This window comes from Pseudomonas sp. BIGb0558, from assembly GCF_024807515.1.
Classification (GTDB): domain Bacteria; phylum Pseudomonadota; class Gammaproteobacteria; order Pseudomonadales; family Pseudomonadaceae; genus Aquipseudomonas; species Aquipseudomonas yamanorum_A.
Window position 1 is genome coordinate 98,187 of sequence record NZ_JANUEW010000014.1, and the last position, 21,228, is coordinate 119,414.

At 61.6% G+C, this 21,228-nt stretch carries 18 protein-coding genes; 12 read left to right on the forward strand and 6 right to left on the reverse strand.

Translation table 11 applies throughout. From position 1 onward, the window contains the following. Positions 1 to 71: 71 nt before the first annotated feature. Both pap and M2400_RS18400 read left to right on the forward strand, forming a co-directional pair. Entirely contained in the window at positions 72 to 1,589 is a 1,518-nt protein-coding gene (gene pap / locus M2400_RS18395) for a polyphosphate:AMP phosphotransferase (RefSeq protein WP_177046243.1), read from the forward strand. 102 nt (positions 1,590 to 1,691) lie between these two features. After that, complete coding sequence (locus M2400_RS18400) at positions 1,692 to 2,876, forward strand: thiolase family protein (protein WP_259197476.1); 1,185 nt, start codon at positions 1,692 to 1,694, stop codon at positions 2,874 to 2,876. Between the two features lie 180 nt (positions 2,877 to 3,056). On the opposite strand, the gene M2400_RS18405 is transcribed toward M2400_RS18400, so the two are convergent. Next, positions 3,057 to 3,179, reverse strand: a complete 123-nt coding sequence (locus M2400_RS18405) for a hypothetical protein (RefSeq protein WP_259197477.1) — start codon at positions 3,177 to 3,179, stop codon at positions 3,057 to 3,059. A 367-nt stretch (positions 3,180 to 3,546) separates the two neighbouring features. On the opposite strand from M2400_RS18405, the gene M2400_RS18410 reads away from it, so the two are divergent. Next, the gene (locus M2400_RS18410) at positions 3,547 to 4,506 is read left to right on the forward strand and encodes a DMT family transporter (protein ID WP_259197478.1); all 960 of its coding nucleotides are present in this window, start codon (positions 3,547 to 3,549) and stop codon (positions 4,504 to 4,506) included. Here the strand turns inward: M2400_RS18410 and M2400_RS18415 are convergent. Beyond that, complete coding sequence (locus M2400_RS18415; protein WP_177133710.1) at positions 4,500 to 5,888, reverse strand: class II fumarate hydratase; 1,389 nt, start codon at positions 5,886 to 5,888, stop codon at positions 4,500 to 4,502. The two genes, M2400_RS18410 and M2400_RS18415, sit on opposite strands and share 7 nt — an antisense overlap. Positions 5,889 to 6,081: 193 nt before the next feature. Between M2400_RS18415 and M2400_RS18420 the strand changes: the two genes are divergently transcribed. The 7 genes from M2400_RS18420 (at position 6,082) to M2400_RS18450 (ending at position 13,954) form a co-directional block, all read left to right on the forward strand. Then, entirely contained in the window at positions 6,082 to 6,600 is a 519-nt protein-coding gene (locus tag M2400_RS18420) for a DUF2059 domain-containing protein (protein ID WP_003216742.1), read from the forward strand. A gap of 6 nt (positions 6,601 to 6,606) precedes the next feature. Further along, positions 6,607 to 6,900: a BolA family transcriptional regulator gene (locus M2400_RS18425; RefSeq protein WP_003216739.1), complete on the forward strand. Its 294-nt coding sequence runs from the start codon at positions 6,607 to 6,609 to the stop codon at positions 6,898 to 6,900. Between the two features lie 278 nt (positions 6,901 to 7,178). Next, positions 7,179 to 8,123 (forward strand): rhodanese-related sulfurtransferase, encoded by a 945-nt coding sequence (locus M2400_RS18430; RefSeq protein WP_010176008.1) that lies wholly within the window; start codon positions 7,179 to 7,181, stop codon positions 8,121 to 8,123. Between the two features lie 3 nt (positions 8,124 to 8,126). Beyond that, positions 8,127 to 8,762, forward strand: coding sequence for a DsbA family protein (locus M2400_RS18435; protein ID WP_177046235.1), 636 nt, complete (start codon positions 8,127 to 8,129; stop codon positions 8,760 to 8,762). Next, complete coding sequence (locus M2400_RS18440; RefSeq protein ID WP_259197479.1) at positions 8,755 to 10,575, forward strand: ABC transporter ATP-binding protein; 1,821 nt, start codon at positions 8,755 to 8,757, stop codon at positions 10,573 to 10,575. Before M2400_RS18435 ends, M2400_RS18440 begins: the two co-directional genes overlap by 8 nt. A 75-nt stretch (positions 10,576 to 10,650) precedes the next feature. After that, positions 10,651 to 13,113 (forward strand): EAL domain-containing protein, encoded by a 2,463-nt coding sequence (locus M2400_RS18445; protein ID WP_177046225.1) that lies wholly within the window; start codon positions 10,651 to 10,653, stop codon positions 13,111 to 13,113. Positions 13,114 to 13,192: 79 nt separating this feature from the next. Continuing rightward, entirely contained in the window at positions 13,193 to 13,954 is a 762-nt protein-coding gene (locus M2400_RS18450) for a TenA family transcriptional regulator (protein ID WP_218171005.1), read from the forward strand. A gap of 36 nt (positions 13,955 to 13,990) precedes the next feature. Here the strand turns inward: M2400_RS18450 and M2400_RS18455 are convergent, their stop codons facing one another. The 4 genes from M2400_RS18455 to M2400_RS18470 form a co-directional block, all read right to left on the reverse strand. Continuing rightward, positions 13,991 to 14,917 (reverse strand): GGDEF domain-containing protein, encoded by a 927-nt coding sequence (locus tag M2400_RS18455; protein WP_177046221.1) that lies wholly within the window; start codon positions 14,915 to 14,917, stop codon positions 13,991 to 13,993. Between the two features lie 169 nt (positions 14,918 to 15,086). Next, the gene (locus M2400_RS18460) at positions 15,087 to 16,361 is read right to left on the reverse strand and encodes an MFS transporter (protein WP_177046219.1); all 1,275 of its coding nucleotides are present in this window, start codon (positions 16,359 to 16,361) and stop codon (positions 15,087 to 15,089) included. Between the two features lie 200 nt (positions 16,362 to 16,561). Further along, on the reverse strand, positions 16,562 to 17,716 hold the full coding sequence (locus M2400_RS18465; RefSeq protein WP_177046217.1) for an acyl-CoA dehydrogenase family protein: 1,155 nt from the start codon (positions 17,714 to 17,716) through the stop codon (positions 16,562 to 16,564). Positions 17,717 to 17,786: 70 nt separating this feature from the next. Beyond that, positions 17,787 to 18,644, reverse strand: a complete 858-nt coding sequence (locus M2400_RS18470) for an IclR family transcriptional regulator (protein ID WP_177046215.1) — start codon at positions 18,642 to 18,644, stop codon at positions 17,787 to 17,789. 263 nt (positions 18,645 to 18,907) lie between these two features. On the opposite strand from M2400_RS18470, the gene M2400_RS18475 reads away from it, so the two are divergent. Both M2400_RS18475 and M2400_RS18480 read left to right on the forward strand, forming a co-directional pair. Then, the gene (locus M2400_RS18475) at positions 18,908 to 19,693 is read left to right on the forward strand and encodes an enoyl-CoA hydratase (protein ID WP_010175990.1); all 786 of its coding nucleotides are present in this window, start codon (positions 18,908 to 18,910) and stop codon (positions 19,691 to 19,693) included. A gap of 2 nt (positions 19,694 to 19,695) precedes the next feature. After that, positions 19,696 to 21,225: a 3-hydroxyacyl-CoA dehydrogenase gene (locus M2400_RS18480; protein ID WP_259197480.1), complete on the forward strand. Its 1,530-nt coding sequence runs from the start codon at positions 19,696 to 19,698 to the stop codon at positions 21,223 to 21,225. Positions 21,226 to 21,228: the final 3 nt, after the last annotated feature.

A 21,228-nucleotide genomic window follows, 5' to 3' on the forward strand; every position in this document is an offset into this window, starting at 1 on the left:
GGCGTGGAATTTCCTCCGGCGCAGCGCCGTCCAATCCGCTAGTCTTGCCTCATTCTGAAACGGAGCCGCCCATGTTCGAATCTGCCGAAATTGGTCACGCCATCGACAAAGAAACCTACGACGCCGAAGTGCCCGCCTTGCGCGAAGCCTTGCTGGAAGTGCAGTACGAACTGCAGCAGCAAAAGCGCTTCCCGGTGATCATCCTGATCAACGGCATCGAAGGCGCCGGCAAGGGCGAAACCGTCAAGTTGTTGAATGAATGGATGGACCCGCGCCTGATCGAGGTGCGCACCTTCGACCAGCAGACCGACGAAGAACTCGCCCGCCCGCCGGCCTGGCGCTACTGGCGCCAGCTTCCGGCGAAGGGCCGCATGGGCATCTTTTTCGGCAACTGGTACAGCCAGATGCTGCAGGGCCGTGTCCATGGCGAGATCAAGGATGCGCGGCTGGACCAGGCCATCGCCGGCGCCGAGCGCCTGGAAAAGATGCTCTGCGACGAAGGCGCGCTGATCTTCAAGTTCTGGTTTCACCTCTCCAAGAAGCAAATGAAATCCCGGCTCAAGGCCCTGCAGGATGACCCGCTGCACAGCTGGCGCATCAGCCCGCTGGACTGGCAGCAGTCCAAGACCTACGACAAGTTTGTGCATTTCGGTGAGCGGATCCTGCGTCGCACCAGCCGTGACTATGCGCCGTGGTTTGTGATCGAGGGCGTGGATGCGCATTACCGTGGGCTGACCGTGGGCAAGATCCTGCTCGAAGGCCTGCAAAACGCCTTGAAACTGCCCAAGGGCAAAGCCAGCGGGATGAACCCGGCACCGCTGCCGTCGGCGGTTGACCAGATGAGTTTGCTCAACAGCCTGGACATGAGCCTGAGCCTGGATAAGGACGATTATGAAGAACAGCTGATCACCGAGCAGGCGCGGTTTTCCGGGCTGATGCGCGACAAGCGCATGCGCAAGCACGCCCTGGTGACGGTATTTGAAGGCAACGACGCGGCAGGCAAGGGCGGGGCGATCCGGCGTGTGGCGGCGGCCCTCGACCCCCGGCAGTACCACATCGTGCCGATTGCCGCGCCCAGCGAAGACGAGCGCGCCCAGCCTTACCTGTGGCGGTTCTGGCAGAAAATCCCGTCGCGGGGCATGTTCACCGTGTTCGACCGCTCCTGGTACGGCCGGGTGCTGGTGGAACGCATCGAGGGCTTCTGCACGCCCACGGACTGGATGCGCGCCTACGGCGAAATCAACGACTTTGAAGAGCAACTGCGGGACGCCGGGGTGATCGTGGTCAAGTTCTGGCTGGCGATCGACAAGCAGACGCAGCTGGAGCGGTTCCAGGCCCGCGAAGAAATCCCGTTCAAACGCTTCAAGATCACCGAAGACGACTGGCGCAACCGCGAAAAGTGGGACGACTACCGGGCGGCGGTGGGTGACATGGTGGATCGCACCAGCACCGAGATTGCGCCTTGGACGCTGGTGGAAGCCAATGACAAGCGCTGGGCCCGGGTGAAGGTACTGCGCACCATCAACCTGGCGCTGGAAGAGGCCTTCGACAAGTCGGACAAGCACGACAAGAAGGACAAGAAGAAGTAACGCCATGCTTTTGCATACGCGGGATGAATGATTGTCGCGGTTGAAGAGGGCTGGATCTATGCTCGGTCCATCTCTCAACAACCACAACAATCGAGGTGGCCCATGCGTGAAGTAGTGATCGTCGACAGCGTGCGAACCGGCCTGGCCAAGTCCTTTCGCGGCAAGTTCAACCAGACCCGTCCTGATGACATGGCTGCCCATTGCGTCAACGCGCTGCTGACCCGCAATGGCATCGACCCGGCCACGGTCGAGGACTGCATCGTCGGCGCCGGCTCCAACGAAGGTGCCCAGGGCTACAACATCGGGCGCAACGTGGCGGTGCTGTCGCAACTGGGCACCGGTACGGCGGGCATGACCCTCAACCGTTTCTGTTCCTCGGGCTTGCAGGCGATCGCCATTGCGGCCAACCAGATTGCGTCCGGTTGCAGTGACATCATCGTTGCCGGGGGGGTTGAGTCGATCAGCCTGACCATGAAGAGTGTGAACACCGACAACTTGATCAACCCGTTGCTCAAGGAGCAGGTGCCGGGCATCTACTTTCCCATGGGGCAGACGGCGGAGATTGTCGCGCGGCGGTATCACGTCAGCCGTGAAGAGCAGGATCTGTATGCGCTGCAAAGCCAGCAGCGTACGGCCCAGGCTCAGGCTGACGGGTTGTTTGACGATGAAATCGTGCCGATGGTGGTGAAGTACAAGGTTGAGGACAAGAACACCGGGGCGGTGCAGGTGTTGGACGGGGTGGTGGATCGGGATGACTGCAATCGTCCGGATACCACTCTGGCCAGCCTTGCGGGGTTGAAGCCGGTGTTTGCCGAGGATGGGTCGGTGACGGCGGGGAATTCGTCGCAGTTGTCCGATGGGGCTTCGATGACGCTGGTGATGAGTTTGGAAAAGGCGCTGGAATTGGGGTTGAAGCCGAAGGCGTTTTTCCGTGGGTTTACGGTGGCCGGGTGCGAGCCGGATGAGATGGGGATTGGGCCGGTGTTTTCGGTGCCCAAGCTGCTCAAGGCTCGGGGGCTGGAGGTGGCGGATATTGATTTGTGGGAGTTGAATGAGGCGTTTGCTTCGCAGTGCCTGTATGCGCGTAATCGGCTGGAAATTGATAATGCCAGGTACAACGTTAATGGTGGGTCGATTTCCATCGGGCACCCTTTTGGGATGACTGGCTCGCGGCAGGTGGGGCATCTGGTGCGTGAGTTGCAGCGGCGGAATTTGCGTTATGGGATTGTCACGATGTGCGTTGGCGGTGGGATGGGGGCTACTGGGTTGTTTGAGGCGGTGCGGTAGTTTTTGAGGGGGGGCATATCCGTTTCTTCGGTAACGGCCACCTATGGTTTCGCTCTTACAGCGACTCACTTTGGAAAAGCCGGAATGCCGGCCCAGCCCAAAGTAAGCAAAGGGCTCTGCCCCGCCTGTCGGCACCTCGCTTAGGCTCGGTGTTCCCTCACTCCGGGCTGAATGGGGCAGTCAGATCAAGATCAAAATCAAAAGCACGGCGGCCTGAAAGCCGACCTGAGTGTGGTGAAGCAAAGGCAAAAGCTGCTTTTCTGTAGGAGCTGGCTTGCCGGCGATGCAGGCGACTCGGTGCATCAGATACATCCAGTTGATGCCATCGCAGGCAAGCCAGCTCCTACAGTGGACCGTGGTCGCTTTAGATTTTGATGTTGCCTTTGCTTCACCACACTCAAGCCGGCCTGTAGGCCGCTGTGCACTTGATCTGCTTTTGATCTTGATCTTAGGCGCCCCGTTAAACCACGCTGCCTGCGTTCGGGCACACCGAGCCTTAGCGAGGTGCCGAGTGGTGGGGCAAGAGCGTTTTGCTTACTTTTGCGCTGTTCAAAAGTGAGCCGCCGTAAGGGCGGAACCCATTTCAGCAACACCCGAAAAAACGGATATACACCCACCCCCGGCATCCCCCTAGAATGCAGCTCATCCACCTCTGGCATTTGGGGCACTCATGCACATCTCTTCCGGCCGCTGGGTCTACGGTTTATCCCTGGCCCTGCTGACCGCGCTGCTCTGGGGCATTCTGCCGATCAAACTCAAACAGGTGTTGCAGGTGATGGACCCGGTCACCGTGACCTGGTTTCGCCTGGTGGTCTCCGGCAGTTGCCTGTTCGTCTACCTCGCCGCGGTCCGGCGTTTGCCCAATTGGCGCGCCCTCGGCCCCAAAGGCGGCTGGCTGGTGGCAATCGCCGTGTGCGGCCTGATGGGCAACTACGTGCTCTACCTGGTGGGCCTGAAGCTGCTGAGCCCTGGCACCGCGCAACTGGTGGTGCAGGTGGGCCCGATCTTCCTGATGATCGCCAGCGTCTTCGTGTTCAAGGAACGCTTCAGCCTCGGCCAGGGCGTGGGCCTGCTCATATTGATCACCGGTTTCGGCCTGTTCTTCAACCAGCGCCTGACCGAACTGCTGACCTCCCTGGGCGCCTACACCGCCGGCGTACTGACGATCCTGCTCGCCACCACGGTCTGGACTTTCTACGCCCTGGGGCAGAAGCAGTTGCTGACTGTGTGGAATTCGGTGCAGGTGATGATGGTGATCTACCTGTCCTGCGCGCTCTTGCTGACACCCTGGGCGCACCCGATGGAAGCGCTGCAACTGAGCCCGCTACAAGGCTGGCTGTTGGTCGCCTGCTGCTTCAACACCCTGGTTGCCTACGGCGCATTCGCCGAAGCCCTGGCCCACTGGGAAGCCTCGCGGGTCAGCGCCACCCTGGCGTTGACGCCACTGGTGACCTTCGTCGCGGTCGCCGTGGCGGCGTGGATGTGGCCCGACTATGTTCACGCCGAAGACATCAACGCCCTCGGCTACGGCGGGGCCGTGTTGGTGGTGTTGGGGTCTGCGACGGTGGCGCTGGCGCCGTCGTTGTTCGCCGGGCTCAGGGCCCGGCGTGCACGGTTAGCGTCTCAATGACCGGCTTCCAGCATGTTTTCCGGACGCACCCACTGGTCGAACTCTTCATCGGTGAGGTAACCCAGCTTGAGCGCCGCTTCCCGTAGGGTCAGCCCTTCGGCATAGGCCTTCTTCGCAATCTCGGCCGACTTGTCGTAGCCGATGTGTGGGTTCAGCGCGGTCACCAGCATCAGGCCGCGCTCAAGGTGCGCAGCCATTTGCTCGGCGTCCGGTTCCAGCCCGGCTATGCAGTGCTCCTGGAAGTTGCTGCAACCATCGGCCAGCAGTCGGATCGACTCCAGCAGGTTGTGGATGATCACCGGCTTGTACACGTTCAACTGCAAATGCCCCTGGCTCGCCGCGAAGCCGATGGTCACGTCGTTGCCCAGCACCTGGCAGGCCAGCATCGACAGCGCTTCGCACTGCGTCGGGTTGACCTTGCCGGGCATGATCGAACTGCCGGGTTCATTTGCCGGCAGCTTGACTTCCGCCAGCCCGGCACGCGGCCCGGAGCCCAGCAGGCGCAGGTCGTTGGCGATTTTCATCAGGGCCACGGCAAGGGTTTTCAGCGCGCCGTGCAGGGTGGTCAACGGTTCATGGCCGGACAGCGCGGCGAATTTGTTCGGTGCGGTGACAAACGGCAGGCCCGACAGCGCTGCCAGCTCCGAGGCAATCGCCTCGCCAAAACCGTGGGGCGAATTGAGCCCGGTGCCCACCGCGGTGCCGCCCTGGGCCAGTTCACACACGGCGGGCAGGGCGCTGCGGATGGCGCGTTCGGCGTAATCCAGTTGCGCTATAAAGGCCGACACTTCCTGGCCGAAGGTGATCGGCGTGGCGTCCATCATGTGGGTACGGCCGGTCTTCACCAGCTTCATGTGCCGCGCCGACAGTTCCGCCAGGCCGCCGGACAGTTCGCGGATCGCCGGCAACAGCTTCTCGGTGACGGCCTGCACGGCGGCGATGCTCATGGCCGTGGGGAAGCAGTCGTTGGAGCTTTGGGAGCGGTTTACGTGATCGTTGGGGTGCACCGGGCTCTTGCCGCCACGGGCCTTGCCCGACAGCTCGTTGGCGCGGCCGGCGATCACTTCGTTGGCGTTCATGTTGCTCTGGGTGCCGCTGCCGGTCTGCCACACAACCAGCGGGAACTGGTCGTCGTGCTGGCCTGCGAGCACTTCATCGGCGGCTTGTTCGATCAGCCGGGCGATGTCGGCGGGGAGGTCGCCATTGCGGTCGTTGACCCGGGCCGCGGCCTTCTTGATCAGGGCCAGGGCGTGCAACACGGCCAGGGGCATGCGTTGGTCGCCGATGGCGAAGTTCACCAGCGAGCGTTGGGTCTGCGCACCCCAGTAAGCGTCATCCGGGACTTGCACTTCTCCCAGGCTGTCGGTTTCGATACGGCTCATCGGGCACACTCCTTCAGGTTCGTTTGCGCAGTTTAGGCCTTGATCGTCCCTGGGGGTTCCCTTAAAAGACTTTTCATCGGATTAAGCCCCGCAAAACCAGGCCCCATAAGGCGTGGGGTTGAGCCGCGGCGTTTTTTAGGCGCAGAATGGGCGCCCTTGGGGTCTTACCTCGCCTGCTAGAAAAGGAAACTCGATGACTCGTCTTCGTGCCATCTGTACCGCGGTTGCTCTGGTATGTGCCAGCGGCCAGGTTTTTGCCGATACCGCCAGCCACAACGCCAGTGCCGAAGCCTTCCTTACCCTGGCCCATGCCGACAAGCTGGGTACCCCGGTGTACATGCAAGTGCAGCAAATGTTCGCCCAGCGTTTCGAGCAGACCAAGGCGCCTGCTTCCAAGCAAACCGTCCTGGACACCTACCAGGCCAAGGCCAACACTGCCCTGGACCAGGCCATCGGCTGGAACAAGCTCAAGCCGGACATGATCAAGCTCTACACCGACAACTTCAGCGAATCCGAGCTCAAGGACCTGGTTGCGTTCTACCAGTCGCCACTGGGCAAGAAAGTCCTGGAGAAAATGCCTCAGCTGACCCAGCAATCGGCCCAGATGACCCAGGCCAAGCTGGAAAGCGCGGTACCTGTGGTGAACAAGCTGCTGGAAGACATGACCAACGAGCTGACGCCAAAAGCCCCAGCCCCGGCCAAGAAGAAGTAAACAGGAATGACCATGCAACAGCGTATCGAATCGGCACTCGTCGCCCTGAGCCCGGAACACTTGAGCGTGCTGGATGAAAGCCATATGCACAGCCGTGGGTTGCAGACCCACTTCAAGGCCGTGCTGGTCAGCCAGCAGTTCGAGGGGCTCAATCGCGTCAAGCGCCACCAGAAGGTCTACGCCACCCTGGGTGACCTGATGAGCGAATTCCATGCGTTGGCGCTGCATACCTACACGCCCGAAGAATGGGCGAAAATCGACGCAGCCCCGGCCTCGCCGACCTGCGCCGGCGGTCACTGACACTGTGGCACATTGGCTTGATGTGGTGAGGGAGCTTGCTCCCGCCGGGCTGCGCAGCAGCCCTTGCGCCAATCACCGCGATCTTTCTGAAAGGTTGCAACTGCCTTGTTGGGGCCGCTTCGCAGCCCAGCGGGAGCAAGCTCCCTCGCCACAGTAAAAAAGAGGCGGTCCATAATCGTCGCCATTTTTGTTAGAATCCGCAACGCGCCGCACAGTCGGCGCGTTTTTTTTGCATCCGGTTCACCCTTTACGAGGGTAGCCACCTGGAGAGAACACCCATGACTCAACCGATTGTCGTGGCGGCACTGTATAAGTTCGTCACCCTCGAAGATTACGTCGCCCTGCGCGAGCCACTGTTGCAGGCAATGGTCGACAACGGCATCAAAGGCACCTTGCTGATCGCCGAAGAAGGCATCAACGGCACCGTTTCCGGGAGCCGCGAAGGCATTGATGGCCTGATGGCCTGGCTCAAGAACGACCCGCGCATGGACGACATCGACCACAAAGAGTCGTACTGCGATGAGCAGCCGTTTTACCGCACCAAGGTCAAGCTCAAGAAAGAGATCGTGACCCTGGGCGTCGAAGGCGTCGACCCCAACAAGAAAGTCGGCACCTACGTTAACCCGCAGGACTGGAATGCGCTGATCAGCGACCCGGAAGTGCTGTTGATCGACACCCGCAACGACTACGAAGTGTCCATCGGCACCTTTGAAGGCGCGATCGACCCGAAGACCACCAGCTTCCGCGAATTTCCCGACTACATCAAAGCCAACTTCGACCCGGCCAAACACAAGAAAGTCGCCATGTTCTGCACCGGCGGCATTCGTTGCGAAAAAGCTTCGAGCTATATGCTCAGCGAGGGTTTCGACGAGGTGTATCACCTCAAGGGCGGCATCCTGAAGTACCTTGAAGAGGTGCCGCAGGAAGAAACCAAGTGGCAAGGCGACTGCTTTGTGTTCGACAATCGCGTCACCGTGCGCCACGACCTGAGCGAAGGCGACTACGATCAATGTCATGCCTGCCGCACACCGGTCAGCGTAGAAGACCGTGCATCCGAACACTACGTGGCTGGCATCAGTTGCCCGCATTGCTGGGATAAGCTTTCAGAGAAGACCCGTCGCAGCGCGATCGACCGCCAGAAGCAGATTGAACTGGCCAAGGCCCGCAATATGCCGCACCCGATTGGCTACAACTACAAGCAATCTCCATCCTCCGAGGCCTGAGCCATGTCCGCGCGCCTGCTCTATGTAATGGATCCGATGTGCTCCTGGTGCTGGGGTTTTGCCCCGGTGGCCAAGGCGCTGGTTGAGCAGGCCCAGGCTGCAGGCGTGGAACTGCACCTGGTGGTGGGCGGCTTGCGCACCGGCAGTGGTGCGGCGCTGGAGCCGACCACCCGGCGCTACATTCTCGAGCATTGGCAGGCCGTCACCGACGCCACCGGCCAGCCCTTCAAGGTCGAAGGTGCGTTGCCTGAAGGGTTTGTCTACGACACCGAGCCGGCTTGCCGTGCCGTGGTCACCGCCCGCAGCCTGGCACCGGATTGCGCGTGGAAACTGCTGGGCCTGATCCAGCACGCGTTTTACGTCGAGGGTCGCGACGTGACCCGCGCCGATGTGCTGGTGGAGCTGGCCGAGACGGCCGGCGTGCCGCGTATCGAGTTCGCCGAAGCCTTCGACCGGGCCGACCAGCACGCGGCCACCGCGGCGGATTTCACCTGGGTCCAGGATCTGGGCATCGCCGGCTTTCCGACCTTGCTGGCCGAGCGCAACGGGCAACTGGCGTTGCTCACCAACGGCTATCAGCCGCTGTCCGAGTTGGCGCCGCTGCTGAGTCGCTGGCTGGAGCGAGCCGCCTGTGCATGATCAGCCCGATCCCGTTGAACAACCCAAGCGCGTCGACCGGCTGACCTGGGCGGAAGTCCGCCGCCTGGCCCTGCGTCACAAGAAATCCCTGTGGATCGCCAACGGCGTTGCCGTGCTGGCGACCCTGTGCAGCGTGCCGATTCCGTTGCTGTTGCCGTTGCTGGTGGACGAAGTGCTGCTGGGCCATGGCGACGCGGCGCTGAAAGTGATGAACCACGCGCTGCCCCTGGGCTGGCAGAAGGCTGCCGGTTATATCGGCCTGATGCTGCTGGTGACCTTGCTCCTGCGTTGCGGTGCCCTGGTGTTCAACGTGCTGCAGGCGCGGTTGTTTGCGCGGCTGGCCAAGGACATCGTGTATCGGATTCGGGTGCGGCTGATCGAGCGCCTCAAGCGTATTTCCCTCAGTGAATATGAAAGCCTGGGCAGCGGCACGGTGACCACGCACCTGGTCACCGACCTGGACACGGTAGACAAATTCGTCGGCGAGACCCTCAGCCGGTTCCTGGTGGCGATGCTGACCCTGGTGGGCACCTCCGGCATCCTGATGTGGATGCACTGGAAGCTGGCGCTGTTGATCCTGTTGTTCAACCCGCTGGTGATTTACTTCACGGTGCAGTTGGGCAAGCGGGTCAAGCACCTGAAGAAACTGGAAAACGACAGCACCTCGCGGTTTACCCAGGCCCTCACCGAAACCCTCGATGCGATCCAGGAAGTGCGCGCCGGCAACCGCCAGGGCTTTTTCCTCGGGCGCCTGGGCCAGCGCGCCCAGGAAGTGCGGGACTTTGCGATCAATTCCCAGTGGAAAAGCGACGCCTCCAGCCGCGCCAGTGGCTTGCTGTTCCAGTTCGGCATCGACATCTTCCGTGCGGCGGCGATGCTCACGGTGCTGTTTTCCGACCTGTCCATCGGCCAGATGCTCGCGGTGTTCAGTTACCTGTGGTTCATGATCAGCCCGGTGGAGCAACTGCTGAACCTGCAATACGCCTACTACGCGGCGGGCGGGGCGCTGACGCGGATCAACGAACTGCTGGCCCGCGCCGACGAACCGCAATACGCCGGCGGTGCCGATCCGTTTACCGGGCGTGAGACCGTCGGCATCGAGGTGCGCGGCCTGAACTTCGGTTATGGCGAAGAGTTGGTGCTCGACCAACTGAACCTGAACATTGCCCCGGGTGAAAAAGTCGCGATTGTCGGCGCCAGCGGCGGCGGCAAAAGTACCCTGGTGCAGCTGTTGCTGGGGTTGTATACGCCCCAGGCCGGCAGTATCCGTTTCGGTGGTTTGACCCAGCAGGAAATCGGCCTGGAGACTATTCGCGAGAATGTCTCCGTGGTGCTGCAACACCCGGCGCTGTTCAACGATACGGTGCGCGCCAACCTGACCATGGGCCGCGAACGCAGTGACCATGCGTGCTGGCAGGCGCTGGAAATTGCCCAGCTGGATGCGACCGTCAAGGCACTGCCGCTGGGCCTGGACAGCGTGGTCGGGCGCTCCGGCGTGCGTTTTTCCGGTGGGCAGCGCCAGCGCCTGGCCATTGCGCGGATGGTACTGGCGGAGCCGAAAGTGGTCATACTCGACGAAGCCACCTCGGCCCTGGATGCGGCGACCGAATACAACCTGCATCAGGCGCTGGCGCGGTTTCTCAGTGGCCGGACCACCTTGATCATCGCCCACAGGCTGTCGGCGGTGAAACAGGCGGATCGGGTACTGGTGTTTGATGGCGGGCATATTGCCGAAGATGGCGACCATCAGCAGTTGATTGCCGACGGTGGCCTGTACGCCAAACTTTACGGACACTTGCAACAAGTGCGGTGATTTAGCCTACGCTGAGCTATCAGGAGCGGTTTTCACTCGCGTGCGTATTTTAGTTGTGCATGTGCAAGGGACCTCATGAAGCAAAAGCAGACTCTCGGAACCCCTCGGTTATTGGGCATCGTGTGGCCTTTTATCGCCGTTGTACTGTTCCAGGCATTGTTAGGCTGCGTCAGTCTCTACGTGCTCTCGGCGGTGCGCGGCTACGTGGCGGGCGAGAGCCTGTGGTCCAAGGGCCAGAAAGACGCGATCTTCTACCTGACGCTGTACGCCGACAACCGCGACGAAGCCACCTTCCTTAAATACCAGAACGCGATTGCCGTGCCCCAGGGCGGGCATGAGCTGCGGGTGGCCCTCGACCGCCCGACCCCGGACCTGACCGCCGCACGCCTGGGCATCCTCAAGGGCGGCAACCACCGTGACGACGTTTCCAGCCTGATCTGGCTGTACCTCAACTTTCGCCATTTCAGTTACCTGGAAAAAGCCATCGAGCTGTGGACGGTGGGCGATGGCTATCTGGTGCAGCTGGACGACCTGGCCCAGGAGATGCACCGGGCGATCCTGGTCAATCAGGTCAGCAGCGGCGACGTGCACCGCTGGAAGGAACGGATCTTCGCCATCAACGATGGCGTGACCCCGGCCGCAAAAGCCTTCAGCGATGCCTTGGGCGAAGGCTCGCGGGTGATTCTGCGCCTGCTGCTGGTGACCAACCTGACCACGGCGCTGGGCTTGATCGTGCTGGCGCTGTTGCGCACCCACAAGCTGCTGGCCCAGCGGCATGCGTTCGCCGATGCCCTGCAACTGGAGAAGGAGCGGGCGCAGATCACCCTGGAGTCGATTGGCGACGGGGTGATCACCACCGACGTCGACGGCGCCATTGCTTATATGAACCCGGCCGCCGAAGCCCTGACTCATTGGAAAGCCGCCCAGGCCCAGGGGCTGCCGCTGGCGGCGCTGTTCAACCTGCTGGACGAAAACGCCCAGGCCGACGGCTTTACCCTGATCGAACGCATCCTGGGCGGCCAGCTCGGCGGGGGCAGCGAGCATTCAAAGCTGATCCAGCGCCTGGATGGCACCACCGTATCGGTCACCCTGGTGGGCGCGCCAATCCGCAGTGCCGGCAAAGTCGTCGGCGCGGTGCTGGTGCTGCACGACATGACCCAGGAGCGCCAGTACATTGCCAACCTGTCCTGGCAGGCGACCCATGACGCCTTGACTGGCCTTGCCAACCGGCGCGAGTTTGAGTTCCGCCTGGAACAGGTGCTGCATAACGTCGGGCGCCAGCAAACCGGGCGCCACGCCTTGATGTTCCTCGACCTGGACCAGTTCAAACTGGTCAACGACACCTGCGGGCATGCTGCGGGGGATGAGCTGTTGCGGCATATCTGCGCGCTGTTGCAGTCCGACCTGCGGGAAGGCGACACCCTGGCCCGGCTGGGCGGCGACGAGTTCGGCATTCTGCTGGAGAACTGCCCGGCGCCGGTGGCGGAAAAGATCGCCGAAAGCCTGCGCCATACCGTGCAGAGCCTGCACTTTGTGTGGAAGGGGCGGCCGTTTGTCACCACCGTGAGTATCGGCCTGGTGCACATCACCCAGGCGCCGACCACCCTCGAGACCTCGTTGCGGGCCGCCGACATGGCGTGCTACATGGCCAAGGAAAAGGGCCGCAACCGCGTGCAGGTGTATCACGCCGATGACTCGGAATTGTCCCTGCGCTTTGGCGAGATGGCCTGGGTGCAGCGCCTGCACATGGCCCTGGAAGAGAACCGTTTTTGCCTGTATGCCCAGGAAATCGCGCCCCTGGGGCACACCGAACATGGCGATGGGCACATCGAAATCCTGCTGCGCCTGCATGACGAGGCGGGGCGGATCATCCTGCCGAACAGCTTTATTCCGGCGGCCGAACGTTACGGGTTGATGACCTCCCTGGACCGCTGGGTGGTGGAGAACGTGTTCAAGATCATCGCGGGCTGCATGCGTGAGCGCCCGGGCCGGCCCATGGCCATGTGTGCGATCAATCTGTCAGGCATTACCATCGGCGATGAAGACTTTCTCGGGTTTTTGCGTGAGCAATTCAGCGCCTATGGCATCCCGCCAGAAATGATTTGTTTTGAAATTACAGAAACCAGCGCTATCGCGAATTTGGGCAGTGCAATTCGTTTTATCAACGAGCTCAAAGAGTTAGGGTGCTATTTCTCCCTGGATGACTTCTGCGCCGGGATGTCCTCGTTCGCATATCTTAAACATTTACCTGTAGACTTCTTGAAGATCGATGGAAGTTTCGTAAAGGATATGCTGGACGACCCGATTAACCGCGCTATGGTCGAAGTGATCAATCACATCGGTCATGTCATGGGTAAGCGCACAATTGCCGAATTTGTCGAGACACCCCAGATCGAACAAGCCTTGCTTGAGATCGGGGTCGACTACGCTCAGGGATACCTGATCGAGCGTCCGCAGTTGTTTACCTTTGATAGTTTGCAGTGTCGACCTGTGCGACCGCAGCCTCTGTTATTCAAGGCGCCTGGCACGTTCCGATGAAACATTTGCTGGTCTGTACATATCACACATCAAAAGGAGCCCGACAGTGATCGACACATTCAACAGAACCGGCCCGCTTATGGAAGCCTCGAGTTACCCCGCCTGGGCACAGCAGTTGATCCAGGCCTGTAGCGAGAGCAAGCGCCGCGTTGTCGAACACGAATTGTACCAGCGCATGCGCGATAACAAGCTCAGCGCCAAGACCATGCGCCACTACCTGATTGGTGGTTGGCCCGTGGTGGAACAGTTTGCGTTGTACATGGCACAGAACCTCACCAAGACCAAATTTGCCCGCCATCCTGGGGAGGACATGGCGCGCCGCTGGCTGATGCGCAATATTCGCGTGGAACTCAACCACGCCGACTATTGGGTACATTGGGCCCGGGCCCATGGCGTGAGCCTGGAAGAGTTGCAGGCCCAGGAAGTGCCGCCGGAGCTGCATGCACTGAGCCATTGGTGCTGGCACACCAGCTCGGCCGATTCGCTGATCGTCGCGATTGCCGCCACCAACTACGCCATCGAGGGGGCCACTGGGGAGTGGTCTGCCGTGGTGTGTTCCACTGGCGTGTATGCCGCGGCATTCCCTGAGGAAGACCGCAAGCGCGCCATGAAGTGGCTGAAGATGCATGCCCAGTACGATGATGCCCATCCGTGGGAAGCGCTGGAAATCATCTGCACCCTGGCTGGCATGAACCCGACCAAGGAGCTGCAGGTAGAGCTGCGTCAGGCGGTGTGCAAGAGCTACGACTACATGTACCTGTTCCTGGAACGCTGCATGCAGTTGGAAAAGTCGGCGACCACCACCCGCAAACAACCGGAACTGGTTGCCAGCGAGGCGTAAACAGCGTGATGGCGGGGCCGCTGTGAAGTGAAGCGGTTACCCCGCCATTGCCAGGCGATTGCGGCCTTCGCGCTTGGCCACATACAAGGCATTGTCCGCCCGGCGCAACAGGCTCTCGGCGGACTCTCCCGCCAGCAAGGTCGAGCAACCCAGGCTCACCGTCAATTCGATACGTTCCTCATCCGCCCAATAATCCTGGGCCTGTGCCGCCTGGCGCAGGCGCTCACCGACCATCGACGCCGCATCCCGGCCGGTGTTGGACAGCAGGATCAGAAACTCTTCCCCGCCAAACCGAAACACCATGTCCACATTTCGCAGCTGGTTCTTGATCGAGGCGGCCACCGCCTTGAGCACCTTGTCGCCCGTGGCGTGGCCGTGAGTGTCGTTGATGTGCTTGAAGTGGTCGATGTCCAGCATCAACAGGGACAGCGGCTGCAGGTGCCGGCGAGCCATGTCGATTTCCCGTTGCAGGGTCTGGTCCATGGCGATGCGGTTGCCGGTTTCGGTCAACGGGTCGCGCAGGGCACTGCGGGTCGCTGCACGGTAAAGCAGGGCGTTGCGCATCGGGTAGAGCAGGGTGGAGAGCAGGGACTCCAGCTGGCCCAGCTCGTCTTCGATAAACCGTTGGTTGCGCCGAAACACCAGGGTGCCGAGGTGTTCGCCTTCATGGCTCAGGGTATAGCTCACCGAATGATGGCCGCGGTGGCCGTATTCCAGGCGCAGGTCGCTGGTGTCGTGACGGTATTGCAGGGCGTCCAGGGGCACCAGGCGTTGGATCTCGCGGAAGAACAACGCAAGGATGTGTTCCGGCTCCAGGCTGGTTTGCAACTGCATGCCCAATTGCTGGCGAAGTTGCGCAACCGTGGCAGGGCGGCGGGTAAGAAGGGAAGGCTGACCAAAGCCCAGGCGTTGCAATTTGGCGCTGTCGAAGTCAATTGCGTTGGTCTGGGTCGGTGTTTTCATAAGCGTATGAGCCTCTAAGCACAAAACTGTCTTACAGGCTGGGTGAGAGCGTCTTACTGTTCCTTCAGTTCCGTAGGACTGATGTACAGTCTAGCCCGGTTTGCTTGAGGGTATAACTGCCGCACGTCTTATAGCCGGGGCCGCGTTGGAGCGGGCCCCGGCGTGGGGCTTATTGTTTTTGCGGGTCAAACTGCTTGTCGCGGATAAACAGCGCCGGGATCACTCCGCAGATAAAATACGCGCCGCCCATCACCAGAAATCCTACGCCGATCGAGCCGTGGGACGCGAGGAAGCCAATCGCAGCCGGTGCCACTGCGGCACCAATCCGGCCAATGTTGTAGGCCCCACCCACCGCCGAACCGCGAAACTTCGCTTCGAAACTTTCGGTCATGTAGGTCGCGTTCACACCGTAGGGAATGCCGTACAGGAAGCCGAACACGATCAGCATCCACAGGATGTTGTCCGGGCTCTGGAACAGCACGATCACCGGCAGGAAAATCGCCGTACCCAGCGCGCCAACCGCGAACACCAGGCGCCGGCCCAGGCGGTCTGCCGCGAGCCCAGCGAGCACCTTGCCGAAAATCATTGCCGCGTAGGTGCCGACCATGTAGCTGGTCATCGACTTGAAGTTCATCCCCAATTCGCCCTCCAGGTACGACGGCATCCAGTTATTGACCCCGTAGTAGCCGAACTGCAGGAAGCCTGCGGTGAGTGCCCAGAGGATGAACATGCGGCTGGCTTTCGGGTCGCTGAAGATCAGCTTGAACATGCCGTCGGGTTTCTTCGCCGACACGCGCTTGATGCCTTCGGCCTTTTCCCGGGCGCGCTCGGCCTGGGCCTTGATCCAGGCTTGCGGCTCCGGCACCAGGCGCTGCATCAGCACGGCGAGGATCACCGGGATGATCGCTACGTAGAACAACCAGCGCCAGCCGTGGTTGGGCAGGATCCAGCCGGCGAGCAGGGTGGCGACGATATAGCCCACCGACCAACCGGCCTGCAGGGTGCCGAGCACGGTGGTGCGGTAGCGGGTCGGCACGTATTCGGCCATCAGCGTGTTGCACGCGACATACAGCGCGCCCAGCCCGAGGGAGGCGAAGAAGCGGGTGCTCGCGAACTGCCAATAGCTGTGGGTCAGGCCCAGCACTGCGGTGCCGGCGGAGAACAGCACGATGCTCCAGACCACGGTTTTCACCCGACCAAAACGGTCACAGGCCCAGCCGCCGTAAATCCCGCCGATGGCCATCCCGGCCAGGGTGAAACTGCCCAGGCTGCCGGCTTCGACGCTGGTCAGGCCGAACTCGGCCTTGAGGCTGCTGAGGCTGTAGGACAACAGCATCAGGTCTGCGCCATCGATCAGCAGGCCGAGGAAGCAGAAGATGAACACAATGATCCACAGGTTGTTTTTCGCGGGCGACAACGCACCCGCCGAAGCGGCGACTTCCATAGCGATACCTTGTTGTAGTTGTTAGGGCACAAGTTATGGGTGTTGCGGTAATGCGGTTGGAACACGGTCAAAATGTGGGAGCTGGCTTGTGTGGGAGCTGGCTTGCCTGCGATGGCATCACCGCGGTGTTACTGCCAGACCGAGTTGTCTGCATCGCAGGCAAGCCAGCTCCTACAGTGGTTTTGTGTTGTTTGTGGGGTTTAGTGTTTGGCCTCGCGAATCATGTTGCGGGCGATCACCAGTTGCTGGATCTGCGTGGTGCCTTCATACAGCCGGAACAAGCGCACATCGCGATAAAACCGCTCGATGGCGTACTCGCTCACATACCCGGCACCGCCATGGATCTGCACGCAACGGTCGGCCACCCGGCCACACATCTCGGTGGCGAACATCTTCGAGCAGGACGCTTCGGTACCGATGTTCAGGCCTTCATCACGCTTGCGCGCGGCGTCCACCACCATGCAGCGGGCGGCGTAGATCTCGGCCTTGCTGTCGGCGAGCATCGCCTGGATCAGCTGGAACTCGGCAATCGGCTGGCCGAACTGCTTGCGCTCCAGGGCGTACAGCAGGGCATCATTGAGCATGCGCTCGGCGGCGCCGACGCTGACGGCGGCAATGTGCAGGCGGCCCTTGTCGAGCACCTTCATCGCCGTCTTGAAGCCCACGCCTTCGACGCCGCCGATCAACTGGTCGGCCGGCACACGCACGTTGTCGAAAATCACGTCGCAGGTGTGGGCGCCTTTCTGGCCCATCTTGTGGTCGCGTTTGCCCAGGGACAGGCCCGGTGTGTTGCGCTCAACGATGAACGCACTGATGCCGCCTGAGCCCTTGATGTCCGGGTTGGTGCGAGCCATCACCGTGTAGATCCCGGCGTGGGGCGCGTTGGTAATAAAGCGCTTGGTGCCGTTGATGACGTAGTGATCACCGTCGCGTACGGCGGTGGTTTTCAGTGAGGCGGCGTCGGAGCCGGAGTCTGGCTCGGTCAGGCAGAACGAGCTGAGCAGCTCGCCGCTGGCCAGCTTCGGCAGGTAGTGCTGCTTCTGCGCCTCGGTGCCGTCCAGCAGGATGCCGATGGAGCCGATGCCATTGTTGGTGCCGAAGTAGGAGCGGAATGCCGGCGAGGTGCGCCCCAGTTCAAAGGCCACGTTGACCTCTTCTTCCATGGTCAGCCCGAGGCCGCCATAGGCTTCGGGCAGGGTCAGGCCGAACAGGCCCAACTCGCGGAACTGGCTGACGATATCCGCCGGGACGTCATCGGTCTCGGCCAGTTCGTTTTCCCGTGGGATCAGCGCTTCGTTGACGAACTGCTGCAGGGTTTCCAGCAACAGGTGAAGCGTTTCCGGGTCTCTGATCATGTGCATTCCTCAGCGGCCCGTTCGGCAGGCCTGTTGAAAGTCAATCTGCCGAGGCCCTGCACCGATCTGTCTAGCGGGCGGCGGCCTCGATGTTGTTCACCATGTGCTTGAGACGGGGCCCGATGTCGTCCTCGAGTTTCTCCCGGGAAAGGTGAAAACTCGGTCCGCCACAGTTGAACGTCAGCAGCCCATGTTGTGCATGCAGCAGCGGTACGGCGATGGCGTTTACATCGCGGTGCCACTCACCGATCGACATGCAATAGCCGAAGTCGGTGTAATCCCGGAAGGCCCGTTCCAGGCCCTTCCTGATGCCCGGCCAGTCCTCCAGATGACGCTGGCGGATATGGTCGAGAATAAATTCCCGCTCGTTTTCCGGCATCGCTGCCAGGCAGGCGCGGCCTGCGGAACTCAAGTGCAACGGCAACCGTGTACCGACCTGGCGGCGCATGGTCATGTTGGCTTCACCCTGGACCACGTCCAGGTACACCATGTCCAGGCGGTCCCGCGTGGCCATCGCCACTGCGGCCTGGGCGTACTTGGCCATCGTCTCCATCAGCGGATGGGCCACGGCCCGCACCGACAGGTTCGACAGCATCGCGTAACCGAACGCCATCACCCCTACATCCAGCTGATACCTGCCCGACTGCGGCAGGTGCTTGAGATAGCCCAAGCGGGTCAGCGTGTGGGTCATCCGCGTGATCGTCGGCTTTGGCAGCCCGGTCTTGCGCGCCAGCTCCTGGTTACCCAGCACGCTTTCGCTGGGGGTGAAGCAGCGCAGCAATTCCAGGCCTCGGGCCAGGGCGGTGACGAACTGGCGGTCCTTGTCTTCCTCCTCGTCGGCATTCATCGGGTCGATCAGCAAGTGCTCGAACCCGTTATTGCCGGCCGGTGTTTCGGGTGTGTTCGGGTCCAGGTTTCGACGGCGCATGTTAGTCCCCCTTTTTTTAGAAAATCAACAAAACAAAATTGTATTCCGCACAGCGAAACTAAGCAACTTCGCGGGTGATTGTCTTTTTGTTTAATAAAACCCGTCTAAACAAAGAGTTATAGCCCGATTTACCGGGCGGTCAGGTTTTTACGTTTACATCACGATAGGTCGGTCCTTATGATTATCGCTAAATACGGAATGTTGTTTCGCATAGCGAAACAGCCGATATCCGAACTAACAAGAACATTGCAGCAGGAGAACTTGTGGCCAGCCTCGACCAACCCGTAGTGCACCTCGATGTCCAGGACAATGGCGTCGCCGTGGTACGCATCCACCGTCCCGAAGTGAAAAACGCCTTGAACGCCCAGGTCCGCGAAGAGCTGGCCGAGCATTTTCGTGCCCTGGCCAAGCGCCGTGATGTGCGCGCCATCGTGCTCACCGGTGGCGATCAGTTCTTCGTGGCCGGTGCCGACATCAAGGAGTTCGCCAGTGCCAGCCCGATCGAGATGTACCGTCGCCACACCGAATATTTGTGGGAAGCCATCAGCCGCTGCCCGAAGCCGGTGATCGCCGCGGTGAATGGCTTTGCCCTGGGCGGCGGTTGTGAGTTGGCCATGCATTGCGACCTGATCGTGGCCGGTGAGTCAGCGCGGTTCGCCCAGCCCGAGGTCAAGCTGGGCCTGATGCCGGGCGCCGGTGGCACCCAGCGCCTGGTGCGCGCCGTGGGCAAGTTCCAGGCGATGCGCATCGCGTTGACCGGCTGCATGGTCAAGGCGCCGGAAGCCCTGGCCATGGGCATGCTCAGTGAAGTGGTGGCGGATGACCAGACCATCCCCCGCGCCCTGGAACTGGCCGCACAGATCGCCGCCTTGCCGCCGCTGGCGGTGGAACAGATCAAGGAAGTGATGCTCGCCGGCGCCGACCTGCCGCTGGAAAGTGCGCTGGTGTTGGAGCGCAAGGCCTTTCAACTGCTGTTCGATTCGGCAGACCAGAAGGAGGGCGCCGCCGCGTTCTTCGAAAAACGCACCGCGAACTACCTGGGAGAATGACGATGACGGATTCAATCAAGATCATGGGCCTGGTAGGCACCGGCGTGATGGGCGCCGGGATTGCACAGATTGCCGCCCAGGCGGGCGTGTTGGTGCGTTTGTTCGATGCCCGTGACGGTGCGGCGCAGACTGCCCGGGACAGCCTCGGCACCACGCTTTCCAAGCTGGCCGCCAAGGGCAAGATCACCCAGGCGGCGGTGGACGCTACACTGGAAAACCTGCAAGTGGCCGCCACCATTGAGGCGCTGCACGATTGCGACCTGGTGGTGGAAGCCATCGTCGAAAACCTCGACGCCAAGCGCGGCCTGCTGCAGCAACTTGAAGGAGTGGTCAGTGCGGAGTGCATCCTTGCCACCAACACCTCGTCGCTGTCGGTCACCGCCATTGCCACCGGCTGCCAACACCCTGAGCGCGTGGCCGGGCTGCACTTTTTCAACCCGGTGCCGCTGATGCGTGTGGTCGAAGTGATCGACGGCCTGACCACTGCGCCGAAGGTCGGTGATGACCTGCTGGCCTTCGTCGCCCGCACCGGCCATCGCGGTGTGCGCGCCAAGGACACCCCGGGTTTTATCGTCAATCACGCCGGCCGTGCATACGGCACCGAAGCCTTGAAGATGCTCGATGAAGGCATTGCCGAGCGCGGCGATATCGACCGCATCCTGCGTGAAGGCGCCGGGTTCCGCATGGGCCCGCTGGAACTGCTGGACCTCACCGGGCTCGACGTTTCCCACCCGGTGATGGAGTCGATCTACAACCAGTTCTATCAAGACCCACGCTACAAGCCGTCGCCGCTGACCCGGCAAATGCTGGCGGGCGGACGCCTGGGACGCAAGAGCGGGCACGGCTTCTACCGCTATGAAAATGGCCAGGTGGTCGACGGCCCGCAGCCGCAACCGGTGCCCGCCATCAAGCCATTCCCGCCGGTGTGGATCGCCACCGAAAATGCCGACGACTACGAGCGCCTCAGCGCCCTGGTGATCGAGTTGGGCGCGCACCTGGAAAGCGCGGCGCAGCCTTCGCCAGAAGCGTTGTGCCTGCTGGCGCCGTACGGCCTTGACGCCACGTCGGCCAGCGAACGCTTCCACACCGACCCGGCGCGCACCCTGTGCATCGACCTGCTGACCGACCTGTCGCGCCATCGCACCCTGATGCAAAACCCGCTGACGTCCAGCGCCAGCCGCGACGCCGCCCACGCGCTGCTCGCCAATGATGGTGTAGGCGTGACGGTGATCAGCGACAGCGTCGGCTTTGTCGCCCAGCGTACCTTGGCGATGGTGGTCAACCTGGCCTGCGACATTGCCCAGCAACGCATCGCCAGCGTCGACGACATCGACCAGGCGGTACAGCTCGGCCTGGGTTATCCACAAGGCCCGCTAGCCTGGGGCGACGCCCTTGGGCCACGGCGCATCCTCACGATTTTGCAGCGCATGAGCGAACTCACCCACGACCCGCGTTATCGCCCAAGCCCCTGGCTGCGGCGGCGTGCGGCGCTGGGGATTTCCCTGCGTCATGAAGAGCCGGCAGTCGGCTGATTT